15 protein-coding genes are annotated in these 22893 nt (G+C 55.8%); 10 read left to right on the top strand and 5 right to left on the bottom strand.

Annotation, left to right across the window (positions count from 1 at the left end; genetic code table 11):
* Nucleotides 1–204: 204 nt before the first annotated feature.
* Nucleotides 205–1077, top strand: a complete 873-nt coding sequence (locus tag FE788_RS01590) for a hypothetical protein (RefSeq protein ID WP_138378995.1) — start codon at nt 205–207, stop codon at nt 1075–1077.
* Between the two features lie 173 nt (nt 1078–1250).
* Nucleotides 1251–1916, top strand: a complete 666-nt coding sequence (locus FE788_RS01585) for a response regulator transcription factor (RefSeq protein WP_138378994.1) — start codon at nt 1251–1253, stop codon at nt 1914–1916.
* Between the two features lie 115 nt (nt 1917–2031).
* Here FE788_RS01585 and FE788_RS01580 read toward each other — a convergent pair whose 3' ends face one another.
* The 3 genes from FE788_RS01580 to FE788_RS01570 form a co-directional block, all read right to left on the bottom strand.
* The gene (locus FE788_RS01580; protein ID WP_138378993.1) at nt 2032–5547 is read right to left on the bottom strand and encodes a PAS domain-containing hybrid sensor histidine kinase/response regulator; all 3516 of its coding nucleotides are present in this window, start codon (nt 5545–5547) and stop codon (nt 2032–2034) included.
* Between the two features lie 350 nt (nt 5548–5897).
* Complete coding sequence (locus tag FE788_RS01575; RefSeq protein WP_138378992.1) at nt 5898–7973, bottom strand: 3-hydroxybutyrate oligomer hydrolase family protein; 2076 nt, start codon at nt 7971–7973, stop codon at nt 5898–5900.
* Between the two features lie 10 nt (nt 7974–7983).
* Nucleotides 7984–9306 carry a GntP family permease gene (locus FE788_RS01570; protein ID WP_138378991.1) on the bottom strand — a complete coding sequence of 441 codons (1323 nt, stop codon included), beginning with the start codon at nt 9304–9306 and terminating at the stop codon, nt 7984–7986.
* 416 nt (nt 9307–9722) lie between these two features.
* Here FE788_RS01570 and FE788_RS01565 point away from each other — a divergent pair, with 416 nt between their 5' ends.
* Nucleotides 9723–11987: a TonB-dependent receptor gene (locus tag FE788_RS01565; RefSeq protein WP_138381245.1), complete on the top strand. Its 2265-nt coding sequence runs from the start codon at nt 9723–9725 to the stop codon at nt 11985–11987.
* A gap of 69 nt (nt 11988–12056) precedes the next feature.
* On the opposite strand, the gene FE788_RS01560 is transcribed toward FE788_RS01565, so the two are convergent.
* Nucleotides 12057–12836: an SDR family oxidoreductase gene (locus FE788_RS01560; protein ID WP_138378990.1), complete on the bottom strand. Its 780-nt coding sequence runs from the start codon at nt 12834–12836 to the stop codon at nt 12057–12059.
* Between the two features lie 130 nt (nt 12837–12966).
* Nucleotides 12967–13173, bottom strand: coding sequence for a cold-shock protein (locus tag FE788_RS01555; RefSeq protein ID WP_138378989.1), 207 nt, complete (start codon nt 13171–13173; stop codon nt 12967–12969).
* A 397-nt stretch (nt 13174–13570) separates the two neighbouring features.
* Here FE788_RS01555 and FE788_RS01550 point away from each other — a divergent pair, with 397 nt between their 5' ends.
* The 7 genes from FE788_RS01550 to FE788_RS01520 all read left to right on the top strand — a co-directional run bounded on the left by FE788_RS01550 (nt 13571) and on the right by FE788_RS01520 (nt 22828).
* Nucleotides 13571–14023, top strand: a complete 453-nt coding sequence (locus tag FE788_RS01550; RefSeq protein WP_168190214.1) for a tellurite resistance TerB family protein — start codon at nt 13571–13573, stop codon at nt 14021–14023.
* Between the two features lie 189 nt (nt 14024–14212).
* Nucleotides 14213–14551: a ferredoxin FdxA gene (gene fdxA / locus FE788_RS01545; RefSeq protein ID WP_138378987.1), complete on the top strand. Its 339-nt coding sequence runs from the start codon at nt 14213–14215 to the stop codon at nt 14549–14551.
* A 555-nt stretch (nt 14552–15106) separates the two neighbouring features.
* A complete protein-coding gene (locus FE788_RS01540) occupies nt 15107–15610 on the top strand; it encodes a CarD family transcriptional regulator (RefSeq protein WP_138378986.1) in 504 nt (167 codons plus the stop codon).
* Nucleotides 15611–15846: 236 nt separating this feature from the next.
* Nucleotides 15847–16713, top strand: a complete 867-nt coding sequence (locus tag FE788_RS01535; protein WP_210414084.1) for a metallophosphoesterase family protein — start codon at nt 15847–15849, stop codon at nt 16711–16713.
* A 269-nt stretch (nt 16714–16982) separates the two neighbouring features.
* A complete protein-coding gene (locus FE788_RS01530) occupies nt 16983–18467 on the top strand; it encodes an efflux transporter outer membrane subunit (RefSeq protein WP_138378985.1) in 1485 nt (494 codons plus the stop codon).
* A 3-nt stretch (nt 18468–18470) separates the two neighbouring features.
* Complete coding sequence (locus tag FE788_RS01525; RefSeq protein WP_138378984.1) at nt 18471–19661, top strand: efflux RND transporter periplasmic adaptor subunit; 1191 nt, start codon at nt 18471–18473, stop codon at nt 19659–19661.
* Complete coding sequence (locus FE788_RS01520; RefSeq protein WP_138378983.1) at nt 19658–22828, top strand: efflux RND transporter permease subunit; 3171 nt, start codon at nt 19658–19660, stop codon at nt 22826–22828. Before FE788_RS01525 ends, FE788_RS01520 begins: the two co-directional genes overlap by 4 nt.
* Nucleotides 22829–22893 lie beyond the last annotated feature (65 nt).

Here is a 22893-nt window from a genome sequence, read left to right as displayed (position 1 = left end):
CCCGGCCGCCATCGAGCGGCTTTTTTGTTATCTGCACCTCTTGCGCCACTGCCATCCGCGAAGCCGGCAACCTGACGTTTGCACCGTTAGACCACAATATGCTAAAGTAGTTATTTATGGATTTTAGTTCATTGCGGCCGCATTAGAGTAAATTGCAAATGTGGAGCGGGTTTGTATTTCTTCAACCAAAATGGAGGGACAAGAATGAAACACTTATCTGTTAAATCCACATTTTCGATTGCGGCCTTTTCGATTGCGGCCTTGTCAGTATTGTTGATGTCCTGTGGAGACGGGAGTAAGGACGCTGCCGAAAGCTCCGGCAATTCAGAGAACACGTCCGTCGCATCAACAGGCGCGCCGGCCGCGCTGGAGGCTGACGTCGCCGCTGTCGAAGCCGATATTCTCGGCGTGCGCCTAGGCATGACACCGGATGAGGCCGAAGCGGCGTTGAATGAAAACAAGCCGGACAACGTTCGACTCCTACCCCGCACCTGGTCATCATTCGACCCCGACCATTCATCAGGGTGGCCACCGATCAAAGCAGATACGCCGGGCGCATTCGTTACTGGCCTGCGCGCCATTGGCCCGGGAAACACCCACGAAATTCAGATCAGTTTCGCAAAACCGCCGGCCGACAACCTGGTAGAGTCCATCTATCGTAAGGAGCATTACAGTTCCCTTAGTGATCGACAAACCTCGTTGGAAGTATACCGCCAGTTCCTGATCGACAAATACGGTCCACCTACGGAAGAAGACAAGGCCGGTGCAATTTTGCTGCTGAAATGGCTCTACCCTTCTGGTGCCGCGGACTGCGCGCCGCTGAAATCGAATTTGCCAGCGAAGAGACAAGCGAGCAGCTATCCTGACGACATGGGGCATCCGCCCGAGAAATGCGCAACCGCACTAATTTATTCGCTGACCTTCAATGGCGGGATCGTCAATAATATGGAAGCCAAGCTCGTCAATCCGGGGCAGGAATACTTCCATAGAAAAGCCGCCATGGCGTATCAGGCTGACCTTCGAAGAAAAGCCGAGGAAGCCAAACGGCAAAAGGCGACGAACGCGCCGGACCTGTAAGGCGGAGATGACGCGCCTTGATCCGCTGAACGATGTCGGGTTTCAAAATTATCTGACTCGCATGTGGCTTTTTTGTTGTCTCTTTTGCCCTGTTCCGCCAAGATATTTCCTGTACCTTGATCGGCAAAACCGTTAGCATACCCCGCGGGAGAAACAATTCATCTGTCGGGCTCATGACAAAAACCATACTTATAGCTGACGACCACCCCCTGTTCCGGATTGCATTGCGCCAGGCCATCCCCCAGGCCTTTGGCGACACCGAAATCAAAGAAGCCGGAAATTTTGAGGGCCTACAGGCCGAACTGGACCGGGGAACGGCTCTCGACCTGCTGCTTCTGGACCTGAGCATGCCGGGAACTTATGGCTATTCCGGGCTGATTTTTATGCGCGAACATCATCCGGACCTGCCCATTGTGATCGTTTCCGGCAATGAAAGCAGCAAGACCGTTCATCAGTGTATCGGCTATGGCGCGTCGGGGTTCATTCCCAAATCCTTAAGTCTGCCTGAGATGGCCGACGCCCTGAAAACGATTGACAAGGGACAGGTCTGGATCCCGCAACAGGCGCGGGAGCAGCACCATGAACCGGATCTGGATCAAAAACAACTTGCGGAAATCCTGGGCGGCCTCACCCCGCAGCAATACCGGGTCCTGTGTTATATGGCCCAAGGGCTGCTCAACAAACAGATTGCTTATGAAATGGGGCTGTCCATTTCCACTGTCAAAGCCCACATGACCGCCATTCTGAAAAAATTCGGCGTTTTCCGGCGCACCCAGATCGTGGCTGCGATGAAACGGCTGGACCTGGACGAACTCGGCTTTGACGCTGACTCGCGCTGACTCGCGCTGACTCGCGCTGACTCGCCATGACAGCAAAGCTTGCAAACCGGGTCATCAAACGAAAGCAAACCGACCGGGCCTAGAGTGAATTGAACCAACCTATTCGCAATTCACTCTAGCTCAGAAGTTTATTCAGCAACGCCCGGAGCGAGGCCGCCTTGAGCGGCTTGCTGAGATAGTAATAGCCTTGACGACGCGCTTCTTTTTTCACGTGATCCATCTGGTCCGCGGAAATCACGATACAGGGCACATCCAGACGGCCTTTCAGATCCGCCAGAATATCCAGCCCGTTGCGGGCGCCGTCCAGATGATAATCCGCAAGAATCACTCCCGGGCGATGGCCGTTAAGGCGGTCCATAAACTCCTCCTCCGTGCGGCAGCAAATCACTTTCAATCCCCACTCCTCCAGCAACGCTTCCATGCCCCTGAGAATGGCGGGATCATTGTCCAGACAGATCACTTCCGCCCCAGCAAACAACCTCGCCGGCGGCACGGCACGGTCTTCGCGACGGACAGGATCGGCGGCTTTATGGTCCAGGGGTACCGTCACGGCAAACACGCTGCCCTGACCCGGCCAGGATCTGAGCGTTACCGGATGATCAAGAATCCGGCTCATATGCCGGACAATCGCCAGGCCCAGCCCCAGCCCTTTGGCCCCCTTCGGGCCGCCATTGTCATGGAGATCAAGCCGCTGAAACTCCCCGAAAATAGCCTCTCTGTGACTTTCGGGAATACCCGGCCCCATATCCCAGACTTCAAGACGAAGATGGCCGGGGCCCGCCCGGCGACATCCCAATAGCACCTTGCCCGCCCGCGTATAATTCAGGGCGTTGGACAGGAAATTCTGCAAAATGCGGCGCAAAAACTGCCGGTCGCTGCGCACGGCAACATCGGTGCCAACGGTGCGCAGCTCAAGACCCTTTTCCCGAAACAGGGGCAGGAATTCCCGGCTCAGATTGTCAAACAGCTCACGCAGGGACACCGTCGTGACCTCTGGCCGGATGGCCCCCGATTCCAGTTTGGAAATATCCAGCACCTCGCGCAGAATATCCTCCACCGAATTCAGGGCGCTGTGAAGATGATCAATAAGATCATGGGTCTTCGCGTCATAATTCTGCTGAGCCAGGGCCGTGGCGAACAGTTTCGCAGCGTTGAGCGGCTGCAACACATCATGGCTCACCGCCGCCAGAAACCGGGTTTTGCTTTTATTGGCCCGGTCTGCCTCCTGTTTGGCAAGAATGAGATTTTTATTGGCTTCGGTTAAGGCCCGGGTGCGCTCGCGCACCCGCTGCTCGAGGGTTTCATTGGCTTCCTTGAGCGCCTGCTCCGCCTTTTTGAATTCGGTAATATCCGTATAACTGGTGACAAACCCGCCGCCCGGCATAGGTTTGCCACGCATTTCAATGACCGTGCCATCCCTGCGCCAGCGCTGATAGGTATAGGCCGACCCCTGTTCCATATAGGCAAGGCGTTTACGGATTTCTTCTTGCGGATCGCTATCACCAAACTGCCCCTGTTCGGCGTTGTAGCGCAGGAGATCGGCGACATGGCGGCCTTCATATAAAAACCCCTCCGGATAGCCGAACATGGCTTCATAACTTTTGTTCCAGGCCACCAGACGCAGATTGTGATCCACCACGCTGATGCCCGGACTGACATTATCCATGGAGGATTGCAACAGGTCGCGATTGTATTTAAACACGCTGGAGGCTTCGTCCACGATGCTGACAAAATCCTCCACACCCATGTCGCGCCCTTCCAACGCCATACGGAGCACCACCCGAGCCGACGCCGAGCCGATGGCACCGGCCAACAGCCGTTCAGTAAAATGAATGGTGGTAGAGGAGGCTTTATCGGCGGGGCCAAGCTGCACATCCTTATCCCGGGCGAATTTGCGAAACGCTTCCTGCGCCGCCTCTTCGCCAATAAAACGTTCGGCCAGGGTCTGCAAATCGGCATTGGTGGCGGCGCTGCGGAACGGGGGAAGATCATCGCGGACCGGATCCTGGTCATGATCGGTAAAGCTTGCCGCCTGAATATGCTCCACCAGATTGGGCCGTGAGCGCAGCGACACAAAAACATATCCCCCAGTATTGACCAGCAGACTCCAGAACAGGCCGTTGCCAATCCGGTCCATGGCCTCAATACCCATCAGGGCTTCGGGCCGCAACCAGCGCAGGCCAAAGGGGCCGTTCTGGAGAAATGCCGAATCAATCAGGCCCGAACGGGCCAGTTCGGGCAGCAGAAGGGTGTAAAGACAGACCCCGAATCCCATCACCAGACCCGCCATCACCCCCCGCCGATGCCCCGCCTTCCAGTAAAGACCACCAATCAGCGAGGGGGCAAACTGGCTAAGCAGCGCCATGGACAGGAGGCCAAAAGACGCCAGTTCCGTATAATCCGCCAGCAGGCGATAATAAATATAGGCCAGCGCCAGGATGCCGACAATGGCCAGCCGCCGGACCAGACGCACCAGCCCCGCAAAATCACGGGATTTGTCCCGTGTGAAATACGGCAGCCGCAACAGAAACGGCATCACCACATCATTGCAGATCATAATGCTGAGCGCCACGGAAGAGACGATCACCATGCTGGTCGCTGCGGAAAGCCCCCCGATATAAACAAACAGGGCAAGCCAGGGCTTCTCGGCCATGAGCGGCAGTTCCAGAATAAACATTTCCGGATTGGCGCCTTCCGGCAGCAGCAACAGACCGGCGCTTGCAATGGGCCAGATAAAAATCCCCATGAGCAACAGAAAAGCGGCAAAAACCCAGCGGGCCTGCTTCAGGTCTCCGGCTTCGTTATTTTCCACCACCATCACATGAAACGACCGAGGCAGACAGAAAATCGCCAATCCCCCCAGAAAAATGGAGGTGAGAAAACTGTATTGCCGGGTTTCTTCCGCCGCCAGATGTGCGTAAATCCCCTCCAGTGCGGCGGTCTCAGAAATATGGAGAAAACCGTCATACAGCCCGAAAGTGACAAAAAGGCCCACCGCCAGGAACGCCGTGAGTTTGACCAGAGTCTCAAAGGCGATGGCCAGCATCATGCCTTCATGCCGTTCGGAAGAAACGATTCGCCGGGTGCCGAACAGGATGGAAAACAGGGCCATGACCACCGCCACAAACAGGGCCGTATCCCGCCCGAAAGGCTGCGAGGTGGACGGCCAGCCCGCCCCTTCGCCAGCCCCGGCCAGAACGTTGAAACTGACCGCCAGCGCCTTAAGCTGCAAGGCAATATAGGGCGTGACCCCAATAATCGCCACCACGGTGACAAAAACCGCCAGAGATTGGGATTTTCCATATCGGGCCGAAATAAAATCGGCGATGGAGGTGATATGCTGGCGGTGCCCCACCGCTAGCATCTTGGCAAGAAAGCCGCCCATCAGCAGCATGACAATAATGCCGCCAATATAGGTGGGGCCGGTGATCCAGCCGGTCTGCACTGTCTGGCCGATCGTACCGTACATGCCCCATGTGGTGGTATGCACGGCAAATCCCAGACCGTAAATGATCGGTCGCCAGCGGGACCGGTTGAGACGTTCGGGACGGCGGTCACCAAGCCAGGCAATAAAAAACAGCAGCCCCATATACCCCAGCGAGATGAGAATGATGGACCAGTTGTTCAGCATGTTGTTCCCTCTGGAAAGTTTTTTACCAAACCTTCCGTCATGGATGGTTGTTTCTCATCCCGTCTGTTCCTCCATTACCAACCGCCGCCCAGATCCATCTGCGCAACCCCACATCAGCGGGGGCGGTGGATCCGTAAAGGGCGGAGCACGAACTTCATGCATTGTCGCGCTCGCGACCCTCGCGCGCAATGACAAAACACCTTGGGACAAAACACCTTGTGACAAAACATCTTGTCAGTTTCCGTCACCGCGAAGCCCCAAAGGAGCCATGGCGATCCACAAAGTGGGAATGGCATTGCGCACGCCCTCATGGTAAAGACCGTGCGCTGTATCAGCTTTTCTTCCCGGGCCTATTCTGGGATCATGAGGCGCCCGCCGTCAAATGTAATAGCATTTTTTCCGGGCTTTTCCAGAATGGGCGGGACATTGCGCTGGTCCAGTGGCGGGATGGTGCCCTTCTCATTGATGCCGCGTGGCACACTGGGGATGACCTGGCTGGGCGGCAGGGCGCGACCGGATTTCAGATGATCCCACATCAACTCCAGCCCCTGTTCCAAATAATAATGCAGCGGCACCAGATGCGGCGCATAGACCGGGAACATGGGCAGGCTGTCGAAATGCTGGCCGTGGCGAACCTCATAATATCTGAGAGCGGATTTTTCCCCTTCGCGCAGCTTATTGAGTGCGTAATAGGGGCGTGAGGCATGATTCACATGAATCAGGTTGTCCATGCGGCCATGAATAATGATCGCCGGCCGCCCGCCCAGATCGCCACTGTTTTTCACTTCCTGCTTGCCCCGGGCCACCGCCGGATTATCCCGGACCAGCTCGTCCAGACACAGTGCCCCCGCCCCATCCAGGTCCAGAAGGCCGTTTTCCGGGTTCGGCACATACAGGCTGCGCTTCCAGCCATCCCCGGCCTTTTTCACCCAATACAGGCCATTATTGGGAATCATGCCGGAACTTTTGGCAAAATTGGTGTGTTTCTGGATATCGGAATACGAGGTGACAACGCCTTGCTGGTCCGCCGGCGCGATGCCGATGCCACACAGATTGTCTTCCACCCCGTACCGGCCATAGGCAAGGGTGTAGTCCGTGACCACGGAAGGCCAGATTTCCGCAAACACCGAAAACCCGTCCAACAGTCGGGTCTCGTCCAGAATGCCATAGGCCCGCAACTGCTCCCGGGCATCCCGGGCCATGTCCTCAACGGTTTCACCCGTCACAATATCGTGTGCCGCCAGAGTCCGGCAGCGGTTTTCCAGCGCTTCCTGCCCGGTAGGAATCAGCGCCTTCAGCGGATTTGTCATCGGTTCCAAAACAAATGCGCAAGGTAACAGCACATTCATCCGGCTGGCATAATCCAGAAACGACTGGCCCGGCGATTCCAACACCTCTCCCGCAGACTCAATAACAACGGACGGCGCTGTGGCCATATCCGGCATCACATTGGGTTCGGAAACCACCAGTCCGTCGATCAGACCTTCCCGGTCCGCTTCAAGCGCTTTGAGGGAACTATAGCCGCCATTGGAAATGCTGGACGCAATCACCAGCACAGTATCGCGGGTATAGCGCGGCGCATCTTCCTGGGCACGATGATGTTTGTTTAGGATATAAAACGCCACGTCGATGGAGTTGAGCACGATCCGGCCCCAGTCTTTCTGGGAATTGTCCCGGGAATGGGCATGTTTCAGAGCCACGTGCTGTGGGTGGTCCTTGATGAAGGCTTTCAGACTTTCATTCATGGCCAGGCGGAAAGGCAGTTCTTTGTTCTCGTCCAAAGAGATCAGCCGTCCCCTCATGTCATGCCCTTGGTGGTCGCGCAGATACTGCACCCCAATGCCGGTGGCTTTGTCCGTATAGGCTACGGCGCATCCCTTGGGCAGGGCCCAGCTTCCCACCGTGCCCACCGCGCCATATACCGTGCGCCCGCCGGACGACGGCGCGGTGATGAGACAGGGGTCTTCGGGATCAAAATGATCCGGCACCTGAACCATGAACGTCACAGGATGGTTGAGACCGTCCACCTCTCCCATGACCAGATATTCATGGCCCGCCACTTTACCCTCTCCCTTGGGGCCATACAGCCGGCCATATCCACCGGCTTCCGTCACATCCACCAGCGCCCGGAAATTGGTATAAATGGTCAGCCGCCGCAATTCCTCGTCGGTGGGATTCAGGGGATCCTGCGGCGCCGGTTCCGGGCCGTTCAATCCCTTGGTGCCCAGTCCCGCCGTAAGCAGGTCATTGTCGGTACCGTCATAATAGGTAATGACTTCCTGCCCTAACAGATACTCGGGCCGGATTCCCTGTTCCCCCGGGAGGTTTGTGGCGAGTTTCTGTGTTCCTCCGGCAACAGCGCTACTGAACAACACGCCCGTCAGGGCCACCAAAGGCAGAATCGTTTTTTTATGAAATTGTTTCATTTTCGATCTCTTATATCACAAACAGGGCAATCGCCAGGATCAGCCCAAGGGTTGGCACGATCACCGTCAGCGCCCCGAGTGGCGCATAGGCATTTTTATGAGTTTCCTTGCAGATGGCCTGAATGGTGGTCACCACATAGCCATTATGGGGCAGGCTATCGAGCGCACCGGAGGCAATGGCCACCACCCGGTGCAAGGCATCGGGATTGACCCCGGCCTCCAGATAATGGGGGGCCAGGAGCGGCAGAGCAATGGACTGCCCGCCGGAGGCCGAACCGGTAAGCCCGGCAATCACCGTCACCGCCACGGCCGCGCCCACCAGTTCATTGCCTGGCAGGCTGGTCATGAAAGCCACCGCCTCGGCAAAAGCCGGCGTCGCCTGCGCTACGGTGCCAAACCCCACCACCGCCGCCGTGTTGGCAATGGCAATCACCGCGCCTGTCGCCCCAATAGCGCAGGTTTTCTGCAAATTCTCAAACCGTTTCAGATTCAGAAATATCCCCATCAGAACCCCGCTCAGCAGGGCAACGATCAACGCGGATTCCTTCAGGGTGTCATGAAAGAAAAATGATACCCCCAATACCGCCAGCAACGGCAATAGGCTGAGCACCGGATGCGGCAGGCTACTGGCAGAGCGTTCGAACACGTCATCCACACGGATCTCAAAGCGTTCTCCATTGGCCACGGCCCGGCGCACCATGAATTTCAGCCACATATACCCCATCACCATCATCACCAACGCTACCACCAGACTGACCTGCCAGCCGGCAAAATGGGTGGTGCCCAGAAACTTGATGGGAATCCAGTTCTGAATTTCCGGCGACCCGGCCGAGGTCATGGTAAACGTCACGGACCCAAAGGCCATGGTGGCCGGGATAAACCGGCGCGGCAGATCGGCTTCCTTAAACAGGCTGAGCGCAATTGGGTAGACGGAAAAGGCCACCACAAACACACTCACCCCGCCATAGGTCAACACGGCACAGGCGGCCACCACCGCCAGCAGGGCATTGTTGCGCCCCAGCTTGCCGATGAGCCAGTCGGAAAAGCTGTAGGCGGCGCCGCTATCCTCCATGACCTTGCCGAACAGAGCCCCCAGCAGAAACATGAAAAACCAGGAAAAAATAAACCGGGTGAACCCCGTCATGTAGCGGGTGACATAATCGACCGCCTGCGGATCCGTCGCCCGGTCCACCAGTTGCGGCATCAGCGACAGATCGCCCGTCAGCGCCACAATCAACGCGCAAAATGGCGCCGCGATCATGATGCTGACCCCGCGAATGGTCAGAATTATGAGCAGCGCCAGTCCGCCAATAAGTCCGATAAGGCTTAACATCGAATTACCATCTCCCTGATCACGCCCCCATCTATCTATCTGATTTATAGTAATTTTTTGAATTTACAGAGGTTTATCTTAGGACAAAGCAAAGCCGGGGGGGTATATGGACCTAGGTCTATAGGGTCATCAGCAGCGGCCTGTGATAGGGTGGCAGCAATATTGTTGAACCCCCTGCACTCTTGGGAAGCCGCGTGGACGCAAGATCACGTCCAGTATCGCACCCGAAATATCGTGCAGGGCAAAAAACTTTAACCATCCGGGAGGTTGATCTGATGCATAAGACACCACACAAAAACAGAATTCTTTCCACAGTTTCCTTACCCACAGTTTCCTTGCCCACAGTTTCCTTGCCCACAGTTTCCTTGCATAGCGTTTTGGGCACGGGGATTCTGGGGGGCGTCCTGGCCGGCGCGATGAGTATTGCCGCGCCGGCCTGGGCGGCAGAAGAAAATGTCGAAAGCGGTATGGCACTTGATGAAATTGTCGTCACTGCGCGGCGCCGGTCGGAATCGTTGCAGGATGTGCCGGTCGCCGTTTCCGCCTTTGGCGCCCAGATGCTGGAAAACCAGGGCGTTCAGGACATTGTCGAAGTGGCAAAATTCACCCCGAACCTGACCCTTGAAGTCTCCCGCGGCACCAACACGACGTTGACAGCGTTTATTCGCGGTATCGGTCAGCAGGACCCGGTTGCGGGGTTTGAAGCCGGGGTTGGCCTTTATATCGACGATGTCTACCTCAACCGGCCCCAGGGCGCGGTGCTGGACATTTACGATGTGGAGCGCATCGAGGTGTTGCGCGGGCCCCAGGGCACCCTGTATGGCCGCAACACCATCGGCGGCGCCGTGAAATATGTCACCAAGCGTTTGGGCGAAGAACCGGAACTCAATGTCCGGGGGTCGGTCGGGAGCTATAAACAACTTGACCTGGTTGTTTCCGGCAGCGTGCCGATTTCAGACATGGTTCGGGTTGGCGCCTCGTTTGCCACCCTCAACCGCGACGGTTTTGGGGAAAACCTGAACCTCGAAGGCATTGACAATTATCACAAACAGGTCTTGGCAGGACGTGGTTCCGTGGAACTGCTGCCTTCTGAGAATATCTTCATCCGGCTTGCCGCCGACTATGTGAAAGATGATTCTGATCCGCGGCAGGGACACCGCCTGATCCCGAGCACCTCAGGCGATCCGGTACTTGACGATGTCTTTGACACCCGCGCCGGCCTCAACAATCCGGTCCAGAGCGTCGAAGCCTATGGTTTTTCCGGCCTGTTTGAATGGCAGCTCACGGATACCCTGATGCTGAAAAACATCGTGGCCTACCGCAAGGATGAATCCTACAGCCCCATTGATTTCGACAGCCTGCCGGTTGCCGATGTCGATGTGCCGGTGGTGTACGAGAATGATCAGTTTTCGGAAGAGTTCCAGATCCTGTATGAAGGCGAGAAGCTGAGCGGCGTGGCCGGTTTTTATTATCTTGAGGCTAATGCGCTCAACGATTTTGACGTGATTCTGGGGACAACCGGCGACATTCTTGGCCTGCCGGGGCTCAACGCCAATACGTTTGGCGACGTGGACACCAAAACCTGGTCCGTCTTCGGCGACTTCACCTATGACCTCACCGAACAGGTCAGCGTCTCCGTCGGCGGACGCTATACCAGCGACAAACGCTCCTCACGCGTACTTCGGCGCACCTTTATCGGCGGCGCATCCGAACGATTCGGCGGCAACCCGATCCTGATCGCCACCACGTCTGACTTTGACGGCAGCGAAAAATTCACCAAATTCACGCCGCGCGCATCAGTGAGCTGGAAACCCAACGATGACCATAATATCTATTTCAGCTATAGCGAAGGGTTCAAAGGCGGCGGGTTCGACCCGCGCGGTCAGACAACGGCGGCTCCTGACCTGGATGGCGACGGCGACATTGATGACGCGGATATTTTCGCCTTCATGTCGTTCGAGCCCGAGACCGTGAAGACATTCGAACTGGGCTGGAAAGCCTCGCTGTTCGACAATCGCATGGACATCAGCGTTGCCGGTTTCCTGTCCAGCTATACCGACATTCAGATCCCGGGCTCCGTTGGCGCACCTGACGGCACCTTTATCGGGGTTACGTCCAATGCCGGCGACGCAGACGTTAACGGTATCGAAGTCGAAGGCCGCGCCCTTCTGGCAGCCGATATGACCGGTCAGGGCGATACGCTGAACATGACCTGGGCGGTAGGATATCTCGACGCCAAGTTTAACGAATTTATCGACGCCTTCGGGCAAGACGTGGCAGATGAGCGGGTATTCCAGAACACCCCGGAATGGACGGCCAGCGGTTCGCTGCATTATACCCGGCCGATGGCGCTGGGCTCCTATGACGGCGCGCTGTCGCTGATCACGTCCCTGGCCTATCGCAGCGACGCCAGCCAGTTTGAAACCCCCAACCCGTTCCTGGATCAGCCTGGCTTTGCGCTGTGGGACGCCAGCATCGTCTGGAATGCGGAAGATGACAAACTGTCCGTCGGGCTGCATGCCAAGAACATCACCGACAAGAAATATATCGTGGCCGGGTATAATTTCGTTGCCATCGGGGATGACGGCACCATCACCCCGACGCTGGGAACGGAAGGCACGCTAACCGCCTTTTACGGCAATCCGCGGACCTTCACCCTGACCGTGGATTACCGGTTCTGATGGTTTCATCCTGAAAAACTGCTCCCTTGGCCCGGGGTTTCACGACCCCGGGTTTTTTGTCTTGTCCGCTCAGAAAGTGCCCGGATAATCGCCGCCGTCAATCAGAATATTCTGACCAGTAATATAGGCCGCCAAGGTGCTGCAAAAGAAGGCGCACAGCGCCCCAAATTCCTCCGGCTTGCCCAGCCGCCCGGCTGGAAAGCTGTGGGTCAGACCAGCAATCACCTCGCGTTCGGAACTATTCTCCCGGGCGGAAATCGTTTCAATCAGCGTCGTCATACGATCGGTGGCAAACAGGCCGGGTAACACATTGTTCAGGGTCACATTATGGGCCACCCCGTCCCGGGCAATGCCGGCGACAAAGCCTGTGAGGCCCGCTCGCGCGCCATTGGACAGGCCCAGCGCCTTGATCGGCGATTTGACCGCCGAACTGGTGATGTTGATGATCCGGCCGAACCGGCGCTCAACCATGCCATCAAAGGTCCGGCGAATCATGTCGATGGGGGTGAGCATGTTGGCCGTGAGCGCCGCCTGCCAGTCCTTTTCCGTCCAGCCGCGGAAATCGCCCGGCGGCGGTCCGCCCGCATTATTGATCAAAATATCGGGATCAGGACAGACCGCAAACACCTTATCCCGCCCTGCCTCGGTGGTGATATCATCCGCCACAGGCGTAACCCGCACGCCATAAGCCTTGTGTAATTCCCTTGCCGTCTCTTCCAGAGGGGCCGAACGGCGCGCGTTCAGAACAAGGTCCACGCCTTCCGCCGCCAGCGCCTCGGCCACCGCCCGTCCCAATCCCTTGCTGGAAGCACAGACAATAGCCTTTTTTCCCTTCAGTCCCAGATTCATGAGTTTTCTCCCGATTGTTTCCGTTCCTGACAATTCATTCTCACAAAACGCCCCCAACAAAAATGCGGGACCCCGGAGGATCCCGCATCTGCTGTTCTTACTCGCTGTTTTTACTCTGGCAAGTTAGAGGTCAGCCCGCAACAAGGTTAGTGGCGGCCATACGACCATTACGCCCTTCTTCCAGGTCGTAATTTACTTTCTGGCCTTCATCCAGAGAGTCCATGCCTGCCTTGTGGACGGCCGTAATATGCACGAACACATCGTTGCCTCCTTCGTCGGGCTGAATAAAACCATAACCTTTGGTGGGGTTAAACCATTTGACAGTACCGTTTGCCATCAATTCGTCCTTCATGTCTTCATCTAGTAACTTCTAAAAAATTCCATGATTCCCTTTCAAGGGTCATGGAAGAACAGGAAAAATCAGGAAGTTAAGCAGACCTTCGAAACGAATGCGGCATTACCTTCACTGTATTTTCAGTCTTACTTTTTATGCTTTTTTGAAGCATTTGGCAACAAAACTTGTTATTTCCGGTGGTATTGAACCACTTTTTTCACAGGAAAGTCATAAAAACATCATCCGCTGCGGAGCTCCAGATCATTTCCGGCATCCCCTGCTGGTGCGCTGAAAAAACCTTAAAAAGGATCTGTATATTCTACCGGAATTTGTTTTAAACTTAGGCCTAAGAGTCACTCTCATCACAATTCACTCTCGCTGTAAACAGAAGGAAACTGGCGTGTCATTACTGGAAAAACTCAGCCGGATTTTTTCCGGCCAGACCACAGAACCCGTCGATCCCGAGCAGGAAAAGAAACTGGCAGCCGCCGCGCTCATGGTCGAAGTGGCGCTACAGGACGGCAATTTCTCGGACAACGAACGCCGCCGAATCCGCACCTTGTTGGTGGAACGACTTCACCTGCCGGAAGACCAGGCGGATCAACTGCTCGCCGAAGCGGAGGCTCATGTGGAGAACAGCCATCAGATTCTGTCTTTCACCCGTACCATCAAGGATCATTTTGACCAGCAGGGCCGGGAAAACATTATGGAACTGTTGTGGGAAGTGGTGTATGCGGACGGCCGGGAAGACGCCTTTGAAAGCAACCTGATGCGGCGGATTGCGGGACTGCTTTATGTCCCGGACAGAGTCAATGGCGAGCTGCGCCGCAAAGTCCTCAACCGGCGCGGCTGATCCATATGATGGTCCGTGAAATAACGCCGGGATGAGAAAAAACAGGGAAAACAAGGGGGAAGAATTTGTTTTTGCACTTGTGATGCCGCTGAAACATGGTATATGCCTGTGCAGGGTATCGTAGTGTAGTTAAGGAGCGGCAGGCTCTGAGCGGGCCAAACCGCCGGTTGGATAGGATAGGAGAGCTCTATGACCTATGTCGTCACCGAGGCATGCATCAACTGCAAATATACGGACTGCGTAGAAGTCTGTCCGGTTGATTGCTTTTATGAAGGCGAAAACATGCTTGTCATCAACCCCGATGAATGCATTGACTGCGGTGTGTGCGAACCCGAATGCCCGGCCGAGGCCATCTTGCCCGATACAGAAGACGGCCTGGAAAAATGGATCGAACTTGGCGAAAAATATTCGGCGGAATGGCCCAATATCACCGAAAAGAAAGACCCTATGGAAGGCGCCGACGAGGCCCAGAACGAAAGCAACAAATTTGAGAAATATTTCAGTGACAAACCGGGCAGCGGCTCCTGAGCCTGCCATAAGGCTCCCACGGTGACCCGGCAGGTCTGTGATCGTCACTCCATGAGCTGTTATGATGAAGCCTCGATGCCATACACTAGAGTGAATTGAGCCAACCGATGCACAATTCACTCTAAAGAGCCGCAGAGGATTCCGCATAACGACAGCATATCTGCCCCCATAGGGCGACATTTCTGGCTAAGGATTTCTGGCTAAGAATTTCCGGCTGAGGACAGAACGGAATAACACCCCCTCGAAGCGACGCGCTTCTAGGGGGTGTTTTTTTATTAAAAATATGCTATATTGTATACATTGTAAGAAAAACAGGACATGCCTGAAACTATCTGCTTGTTCTGCTTTTCTTTTTTCCTGAGAAGGGCTTTTCTCGGACCAACAGGGCATGATGGTCCGGAGGGGCTTTTTTAACGATTCTCAGTGTTTTTGAAGGATTTTTGTCACAGTCGGCCATTTTTTTGACAGTTGGATGATGGTTCTGTGACATATTTTGTACTGCCTGATAAGGCGAAAAACCGTGTCAACAGGTATAGTCGGAGATCAAGTCTCAAAATGGTAAAGTCGAACAAACTAAAATTTGCGATTAACGATCACATCGTTTATCCCAAACATGGTGTCGGCGTCATTATTGACATCGAAGAACAGGAAATTTCCGGGATCAAGCTGGAGCTTTACGTGATCCGCTTCGAAAGTGAAAAAATGACCTTGCGGGTTCCGACCAACAAAGCCGTGGCGGCCGGCATGCGGGCCCTGTCCAGCAAAGACACCATGGACCAGGCCTATGTCACCCTCAAAGGCAAAGCTCGGGTCAAACGCACCATGTGGAGCCGCCGCGCCCAGGAATATGAAGCCAAGATCAATTCAGGCAATCTGATTTCCCTCGCCGAAGTGGTGCGGGACCTGCACCGTTCAGGAGACCAGACAGAACAGTCCTACAGTGAACGGCAAATTTACGAATCCGCCATCAGCCGCCTGGCCCGGGAAGTGGCCGCTGTCGAGGAAATTGCCGAAAAAGAAGCGCTGGAAAAACTGGAAAGTTTCCTGAAAGTCGCCTGATTTTCGATAAACGCTGATCGGAATAAAGAGCCTGTCATAATTCAGGCTCTTTTTTTTGGTTGATTGGACAGCCGAAGTCAATAACGTATCGGGGGCGGGGCGGGTGGACAGGGTTCGGCCCCGAACGCAGGACAACACAAGACACTGAACAGAATATACAAAATAAAAGGGAATAAAAGGGACCACAGAACCCCATACATTATCGGGAATATCTGATCGGCAAAGGGCAATTTTTCATGACAGCAAGAGATCTGGAGACGGCAGAATCAGAGTCCAAAACGGCAGATCTGCGGCACATGGACCCGGACCGCTATGGCTGCTTGTCCCATCCCAAGCGCCTATGGGCTATTGGCGCCATTCACGGGGAAGCGCGGCGGCTGGGAGAGCTGCACAAACAGCTGATACCCCGCCTGTACCGGCGGGACAAACTGATTTATCTTGGCAATTATCTGGGCGAAGGGCCGGGCACAATCGAGACATTGGATGAAATGCTGAAAACCCGCCGGGCGATCATGTCCATGCCGTCGGTGTATATGCCGCAGGATTTTGTTTATCTGCGCGGGGCCAGGGAAGAAATGTTCAGCAAGCTTCTGCAACTGCAATTTGCGCCCAATCCGGCGGAAATCATGGACTGGCTTCTGGATCATGGCATGGGCGGCGTGATTGAGGCTTACGGCACCAAACCTCATGTTGCCCGCGCCATTTCCCGGGAAGGCACTTTGTCCATCACCCGCTGGACCAATGGCCTGCGCCGACAAATCCACACCCATCCGGGCCATGGCGATCTGCTCAAACATCTGCGCCGCGCGGCTTTTACCGAAACCGGTTCCCTGCTATTTGTGCATGCCTCGGTGGACCCCAGCCGCCCCATTGACATGCAGCGGGACCAGTTCTGGTGGGACAACGGCCGGTTCGAGGACATCACCACCCCCTATTCCGGCTTCAAAAAAGTCATTCGTGGTTATGATCATCGCAACAAGGGTCTGGTGCTCGATCACCCTTATATCGCCACCATAGACAGCGGCTGCGGCCGGGGCGGCGGTCTGACGGCCGTATGTTTTTCAGATGACGGCGAGATCCAGGACCAGATCACCGTCGACTAGAGTAATTTGAACCGGTCTTATCACAATTCACTCTAGTCACAAGTCATTCTAACCCCGCCGCCCCACAGCCGTTTTCGGGTGCATATCCGGACCGTTTGCGATAAAAGCACAAAAAAATGGGATGGACGGTGCCAGAGCCAGTCGCTTCGGGATATGTTTTCTGATAGATTGGACGTGGAAGATATCAGTTATCATTAACTGTTAATCGGGGCCCGTTCCTACGGAACTAGGATATAACAATAAAATAACGGGCTCAGGGATATATGTGAATGACCAAAATAAATATTTGGCTATTGTCTGTCTCGGCAATTGCGGTGGCAGCCTGTAGCAGCGTGCCGATAACTGATGCCGAGCTTCCAGTACCCAGCGCCACTACTGACCTTCCGGAAAAATGGGCCGCCCAGGAATCCCCCTCATCCGAATATGGCTTTGTCCAAGAGGGATGGCTGGATCGTCTGGCCATGCCCGAATTGTCCCGGTTTGTCAGCAGGGTTCTGGAAAACAACCCGGACTATCGCCGCGCCGCCCGCCAAATGGAGGCGGCAGAATTCGATCTAGGCGTGGCCCGGGCGGATCTTCTGCCGCAGCTGAGAGCCTCCTTCGCCGCCACGCGCCAGCATACGTCTTCCCCTTCCGTAACCCGGAATGCCTTGGACGTGGGCCTTGACGCCAGTTGGGAACTCGACGTCTGGGGCCGATTGACGGCCCAAAAAGCGGCCGCCGCCTCGGATTATGCCGTGGCCCGATACGATCTGGAAGGGGCGCGGCTGTCACTTGCCGCCCAAGTGGCACAAAGCTGGTTTGCGGCACTGGAAGCCGAGCAGCAATATGAACTGGCCCAGCGGACCGTTGAAAGCTTTGAAAGATCCGAACGGATTGTGCGCCATCGGTATGAACGGGGGCTGAACACCGGACTGGATCTGCGTCTGGCGTTGAGCAATCTAGAAGCGGCCCGCGCCAGCCTGAGTGAACGCCGTGATCAGCTTGCCCAGGCCCGCCGGACGCTGGAATTGCTTGCCGGGGCGTATCCCGCCGCCGCCATCCGGGCCGTCGGCCAGATTCCGGAAGACCTGCCTGAGGTGCCGGCAGGACTGCCAGCGGATCTTCTGGAGCGACGACCAGATCTGCAAGCCGCCAAGCATCGCCTGTATGCCGCGGGCTATCGAGCCCAACAGGCGAACAAGGCTTTGTTGCCCTCCTTTTCCCTCACGGCCAGCGGCAGCAACACCTCGGACAATTTCAGCGATCTGCTGAAATTTGATGATGTGTTCTGGAATCTGGTCGGTAATATTACCCAGCCCCTGTTCCAGGGCGGGCGCCTGCATTACGGTGCCAAGGCCCAAGAAGCCCGGTTCGAAGCCCAGAAGGAACAATTCGCCGCAACCCTGCTGCAGGCATTCCGGGAAGTGGAAGATGCCCTGTCTGCAGATCGGGCGCTGGCGGAACAGGTGCGCCATACGGCCCGCGCGGCCGAAAATGCTATTGCCGCTGAACAGGTGGCATTGGATCAATACAGCCGGGGACTGATCCGGATCACCACCTTGCTTGATTCACAACGCCAGAGCCTGGCCCAGCAAAGCCAGCTCCTGCTTGTCAAACGTCAAAAAATAAATAACAGAATAAGGCTCCATCTCGCCTTGGGAGGAGACTTTATTATTTCGGAAGATCATCAGGCCCAAAATGTCGCGGAGGAGGGATCCCCCCGGGAGACCGCCCTTCAGAAAACAGCGTATCAGAACAAAGAAGAGGAATAACTGATGGGGATTCTGCGTTATATCATGCCGGTGCTGGTGCTGGGGACCGGCGTTGCCATAAGTGCCGGTATTTATGCCGCCAAACCGGAGCCTGAAAAAAAAGAAGTGGTCATTGAACCGCGCAAGGTACGGGTGATTACCGCCCGGCGTGGCGCCGTGGATCTCACGGTGGACAGCCAGGGCACGGTCCAGCCCCGCCACATGATTGACCTGGTGCCGGAGGTGGCCGGGAAAATCGACTTTGTTTCCGAAAAATTTGTGGCCGGTGGACGTTTCACCAAAGGTGAAGTGATTCTGAAAATCGACCCGCGGGATTATCAGGCAGCGGTTTACGCCGCCGAAGCGCGGGTGGCCGAAGCCGAACAACACCTGATCCGTGAACAGCAGGAAGCGGAACTGGCCCGTCAGGAATGGGAAATGCTGGGCAAGGGAGAACCGACAGACCTGGTTCTGCGCAAACCTCAGTTGGCCGATGCTGAAGCCAAACTCAAGGCGGCCCGGGCCGATCTGGACAAAGCGCGTCTTGATCTGGAACGGACTGTCATCCGGGCTCCGTTCAACGGACTTCTGACACAGAAACTCGTCGATCTGGGGCAGTTCATCTCGCCCGGCAGCCGTCTCGGCGTGTATTATTCCACAGATATTCTTGAAGTGCGCCTGCCGCTGTCCAACCGGGATCTGGGCAAGCTTGATTTGTCGCGGCTGCAAGAGGGGGCACCTTTGTCGGTCACCCTGATCGGCAGCCAAGCGGACCGGGAAAGCCGCTGGAAAGGCCGGATTGTGCGCACCGAAGGGGTAATTGACACCAAAACCCGCATTCTCTATGTGGTCGCGGAACTCAGTGGCGAGGAGCTGCGCGCCGTGGACACAGGCACACCGATCACCATCGGCCAGTTCGTCGCCGCCCGGATCGAGGGCCGCTCCTATGGCAATGCCATCCGCCTGCCTCGTGAGGCCCTGCGTCAGGGCAATAGCGTGCTGGTGGTGGATCAGGAGAATAAGCTCAGAACCCGCCAGGTCAGGGTTCTGGACGCCAACCGTCAGTATGTGGTCATTGATGGCGGTCTGGATGAAGGAGAGCAGGTCTGTATCTCGCAGCTTGGCATTGCGGTAGACGGCACGCTTGTGGAAGCCGTGCCGGTTGACAAGGGAAGCACATTAAGCGCCCGGACGGACGGGGAGGACAAATCATGAGCAACATCGTCAAATGGTTTGTGAACAACCCGGTCGCCACCAATCTGATCATGCTGATTATTCTGGCCGGTGGCGTGATTGGGTATATCAATGTGGGCAAAATCGCCTTTCCCACCTTTGCCACCAACACCATCAACATTTACGTCAGCTATCTGGGGGCCGGCCCCAGGGAAGTGGAGGAACGGGTTCTGGTGCGGGTCGAGGAAGCCATTTTCGACCTGCAGGGAATCAAAAAAATCTATTCCCGCGCCACCGAAGGGCTGGGCCGGGTTTCCGTGGAAGTCCAGGATGGTTATGACCCGGACAAGTTGCTGAACGAGGTCAAGGCGCGGGTGGATGCCATCAATACCTTTCCCCGTCTCAGCGAACGGCCCATTGTGGAGCGGGTCTATGCCCAGAGCGATGTCATCGACCTGGTGGTCTACGGCAACATTCCCGAACGAGACCTGAAAGAAATCAGTCGCGACATTCGGGACAAGATCGCCCAGATTCCGGGCGCCGCCAAGACCCAACTGGAAGCTGTCCGGGATTATGAAATTTCCATCGAGGTATCGGAGTTTCAGCTTCAGAAATACGGCCTGACCTTTGATGAGGTGGCGGACGCCATTGCCCGCTCGTCGGTCAACCTGCCGGCCGGCAAAGTGGATAACGAAGCAGGCCAGATTCAGATCATGACCCGCGGTCAGGCCTATGTGAAGGAGGATTTTGAAAACATTGTCCTGATCCGTAATCCGGACGGCACCCGAATCCTGCTCAGCGACGTGGCCCACATCGTGGATGGCTTTACCGATGACCAGTTTTCCGTCAAATTCAACGGCAAACCCGGCGCCCTGATATTTGTCAAAACCGAAGGTGTGGCCGATGTGGTGGAAATCAGCCGCGCCGTCAACAAAATGATTGAGGAGGAAATCCGTCCCAACCTGCCCGAAGGTGTGGAGATTGACAACTGGTTCGATACTTCTGACCTGTTTGAAAGCCGGTTAAGCATGTTGCTGAAAAATGGCATCAGCGGTCTGGTGCTGGTCTTTGTGGGCCTGATGATTTTCCTCACACCCGCGCTGGCGTTCTGGGTTACGGTGGGGATTGCCATTTCCTTTTTCGGCTGCCTGATGATGCTGCCCTATGCGGGCGTCAGCCTCAGCATGCTGTCCTTGTTCGGTTTTCTGCTGATCCTTGGCATCGTGGTGGATGATGCCATCATCATCGGCGAAAGCGTGCACCGGGAAAATCAGCATGGCCTGATCGGTGGCCCGGGGGCAGTTCTGGGGGCCACAAAAGTGGCCAAGCCGGTTATCTTTTCAGCACTGACCACCATGATCGCCTTTGCCCCCCTGGCGTTCCTGCCGGGAGACTCCGGAAAAATCACCTATGTGATTCCGGTCGTCGTGGTTTTGTGTCTGATTTTCTCGCTGCTGGAATCCCTGTTTATCCTGCCCACCCATTTGCGTCATGGCGGCGAGCAACGGCGCGGGCTGGCAAGCCGCCTGGGCGGCCTCTTACTCCCGCCCCCGGCGCTCACGCGTCTGACAGCCATGTTTCAGGTTTGCCAAACTCTGGCCAACAGGTTCCTCAATTACCTGATTTATACCCTGTACCGGCCGTTTCTGGACAAAGTGCTCAAACATGCTGTCCTGTCCCTGTGTATCATCATTGCCGGCAGCAACGTCATTCTGTCGATCAACATGTCCGGTTGGGTAAAAAACACCTTCATGCCCGACGTGCCGGCCGATTTTATCCAGGCCAGTATCGTCTTTCCCGCCGGCTCGCCTTATCAGACCATTTCTGACGCAACCACCGTTCTGGAGCAGTCCGCAAAAGCCATGGAAAAGGAACTGAGTGAAAAATATCCGGATGAGAAAATCTTCCGGAACATCCTCAGCTGGACCAGCAGCCGCGGACAGGCCCGCGCCTTTCTGATCCTGGAACCCGCGGAGAACAGGACGGTCAATGTGAAGGAAATTGCCGATCGCTGGCGGGAGCTTACCCCGGATGTGCCTGACGCCAGAGACATCAATTTTGACTTTTCCGTGGATGGCGGCGGAGGTAAGCGCCTGGAGCTTCTTCTCAAATCCAAAAATCCGGAACAGATCGAAGCCGCCGCCGCAGAACTCAAGGAGGTTTACGCCACCTATAGCGGCCTTTACAACATCACCGATTCCGGCGACACCGCACGGATGGAGGCGGTTCTGTCCCTCAAACCCAGTGCGGAAAACCTTGGCCTGTCGCTGGTTGATCTTGCCCGCCAGGTTCGTCAGGCCTTTTACGGCGAAGAGGTCCAGCGCATTCCCCGGGGGCAGGACGATGTCAAAGTGATGGTGCGCCTGCCCGAGGAAGACCGGAAATCCTTTGACACCCTTCATGATATGCGGGTGCGCACACCAGGCGGCGATGAAGTGCCGTTCAATGCGGCTGCCGAGGTTCGCTATCAGCAGGCTTATACGGCCATTGAACGCACCGACCGCATGCGTACCCTCGAAGTGCGCGCCAATGTGGACACAGAACAGGCCAATGCCCAGGAAATCTTGCAGGACATTCAGGAAAAATATTTCCCGATGTGGAAAACCAAATATCCCGATGTGGAATTCAGCCTCGAAGGCGACCAGAAAGAACAGGCCGAATTTGTGGCCGCGCTGGCCTTTGGATTCGGTATTGCCCTGCTGGCCATTTATTTCCTAATGGCGGTCGCGTTCCGCTCTTATGTGCAACCGTTCCTGATTTTCACCGCCATTCCCTTCGGATATATGGGAGCGATTATCGGTCATCTGCTCCTGGGAATGGATCTCAGCATGTTTTCCATCATGGGCATCGTGGCCGCAGCCGGGGTGGTGGTCAATGACAACCTAGTGTTGTTGGACTATATCCATAAACTGCGGGACCAGGGATATGAGGCCCTCAAAGCCATCGAAGTGGCCGCAGAAGAACGTTTCCGGCCAATTTTCCTCACCTCATTGACCACCTTTGTGGGATTGGTGCCGATGATGATGGAAAAAAGTTTCCAGGCCCAGTTCCTGGTGCCGACGGTGGTGGCCCTGGCCTTCGGCGTGTTGATCGCCTCCATCGCCACCCTGTTCCTGGTGCCCATATTGTATCTGCTGCTCTCCCGCGCCCGGGAGAAACTGAACTTCCTGCTGGGTGAAAAAGAACCCTCTGTGATTGTGGGCGAATAACCCTTTGCCTTGGTGAACAGGCAACACGGTGGGCCAACCTACGCACAATTCACTCTGAACATATG

The sequence above is a fragment of the Luteithermobacter gelatinilyticus genome, from assembly GCF_005849285.1.
In the GTDB taxonomy this organism is placed as follows: domain Bacteria; phylum Pseudomonadota; class Alphaproteobacteria; order Sphingomonadales; family Emcibacteraceae; genus Luteithermobacter; species Luteithermobacter gelatinilyticus.
The sequence above is the reverse complement of the archived record's forward strand: the minus strand, read 5'-3'. Positions and strand labels throughout refer to the sequence as shown.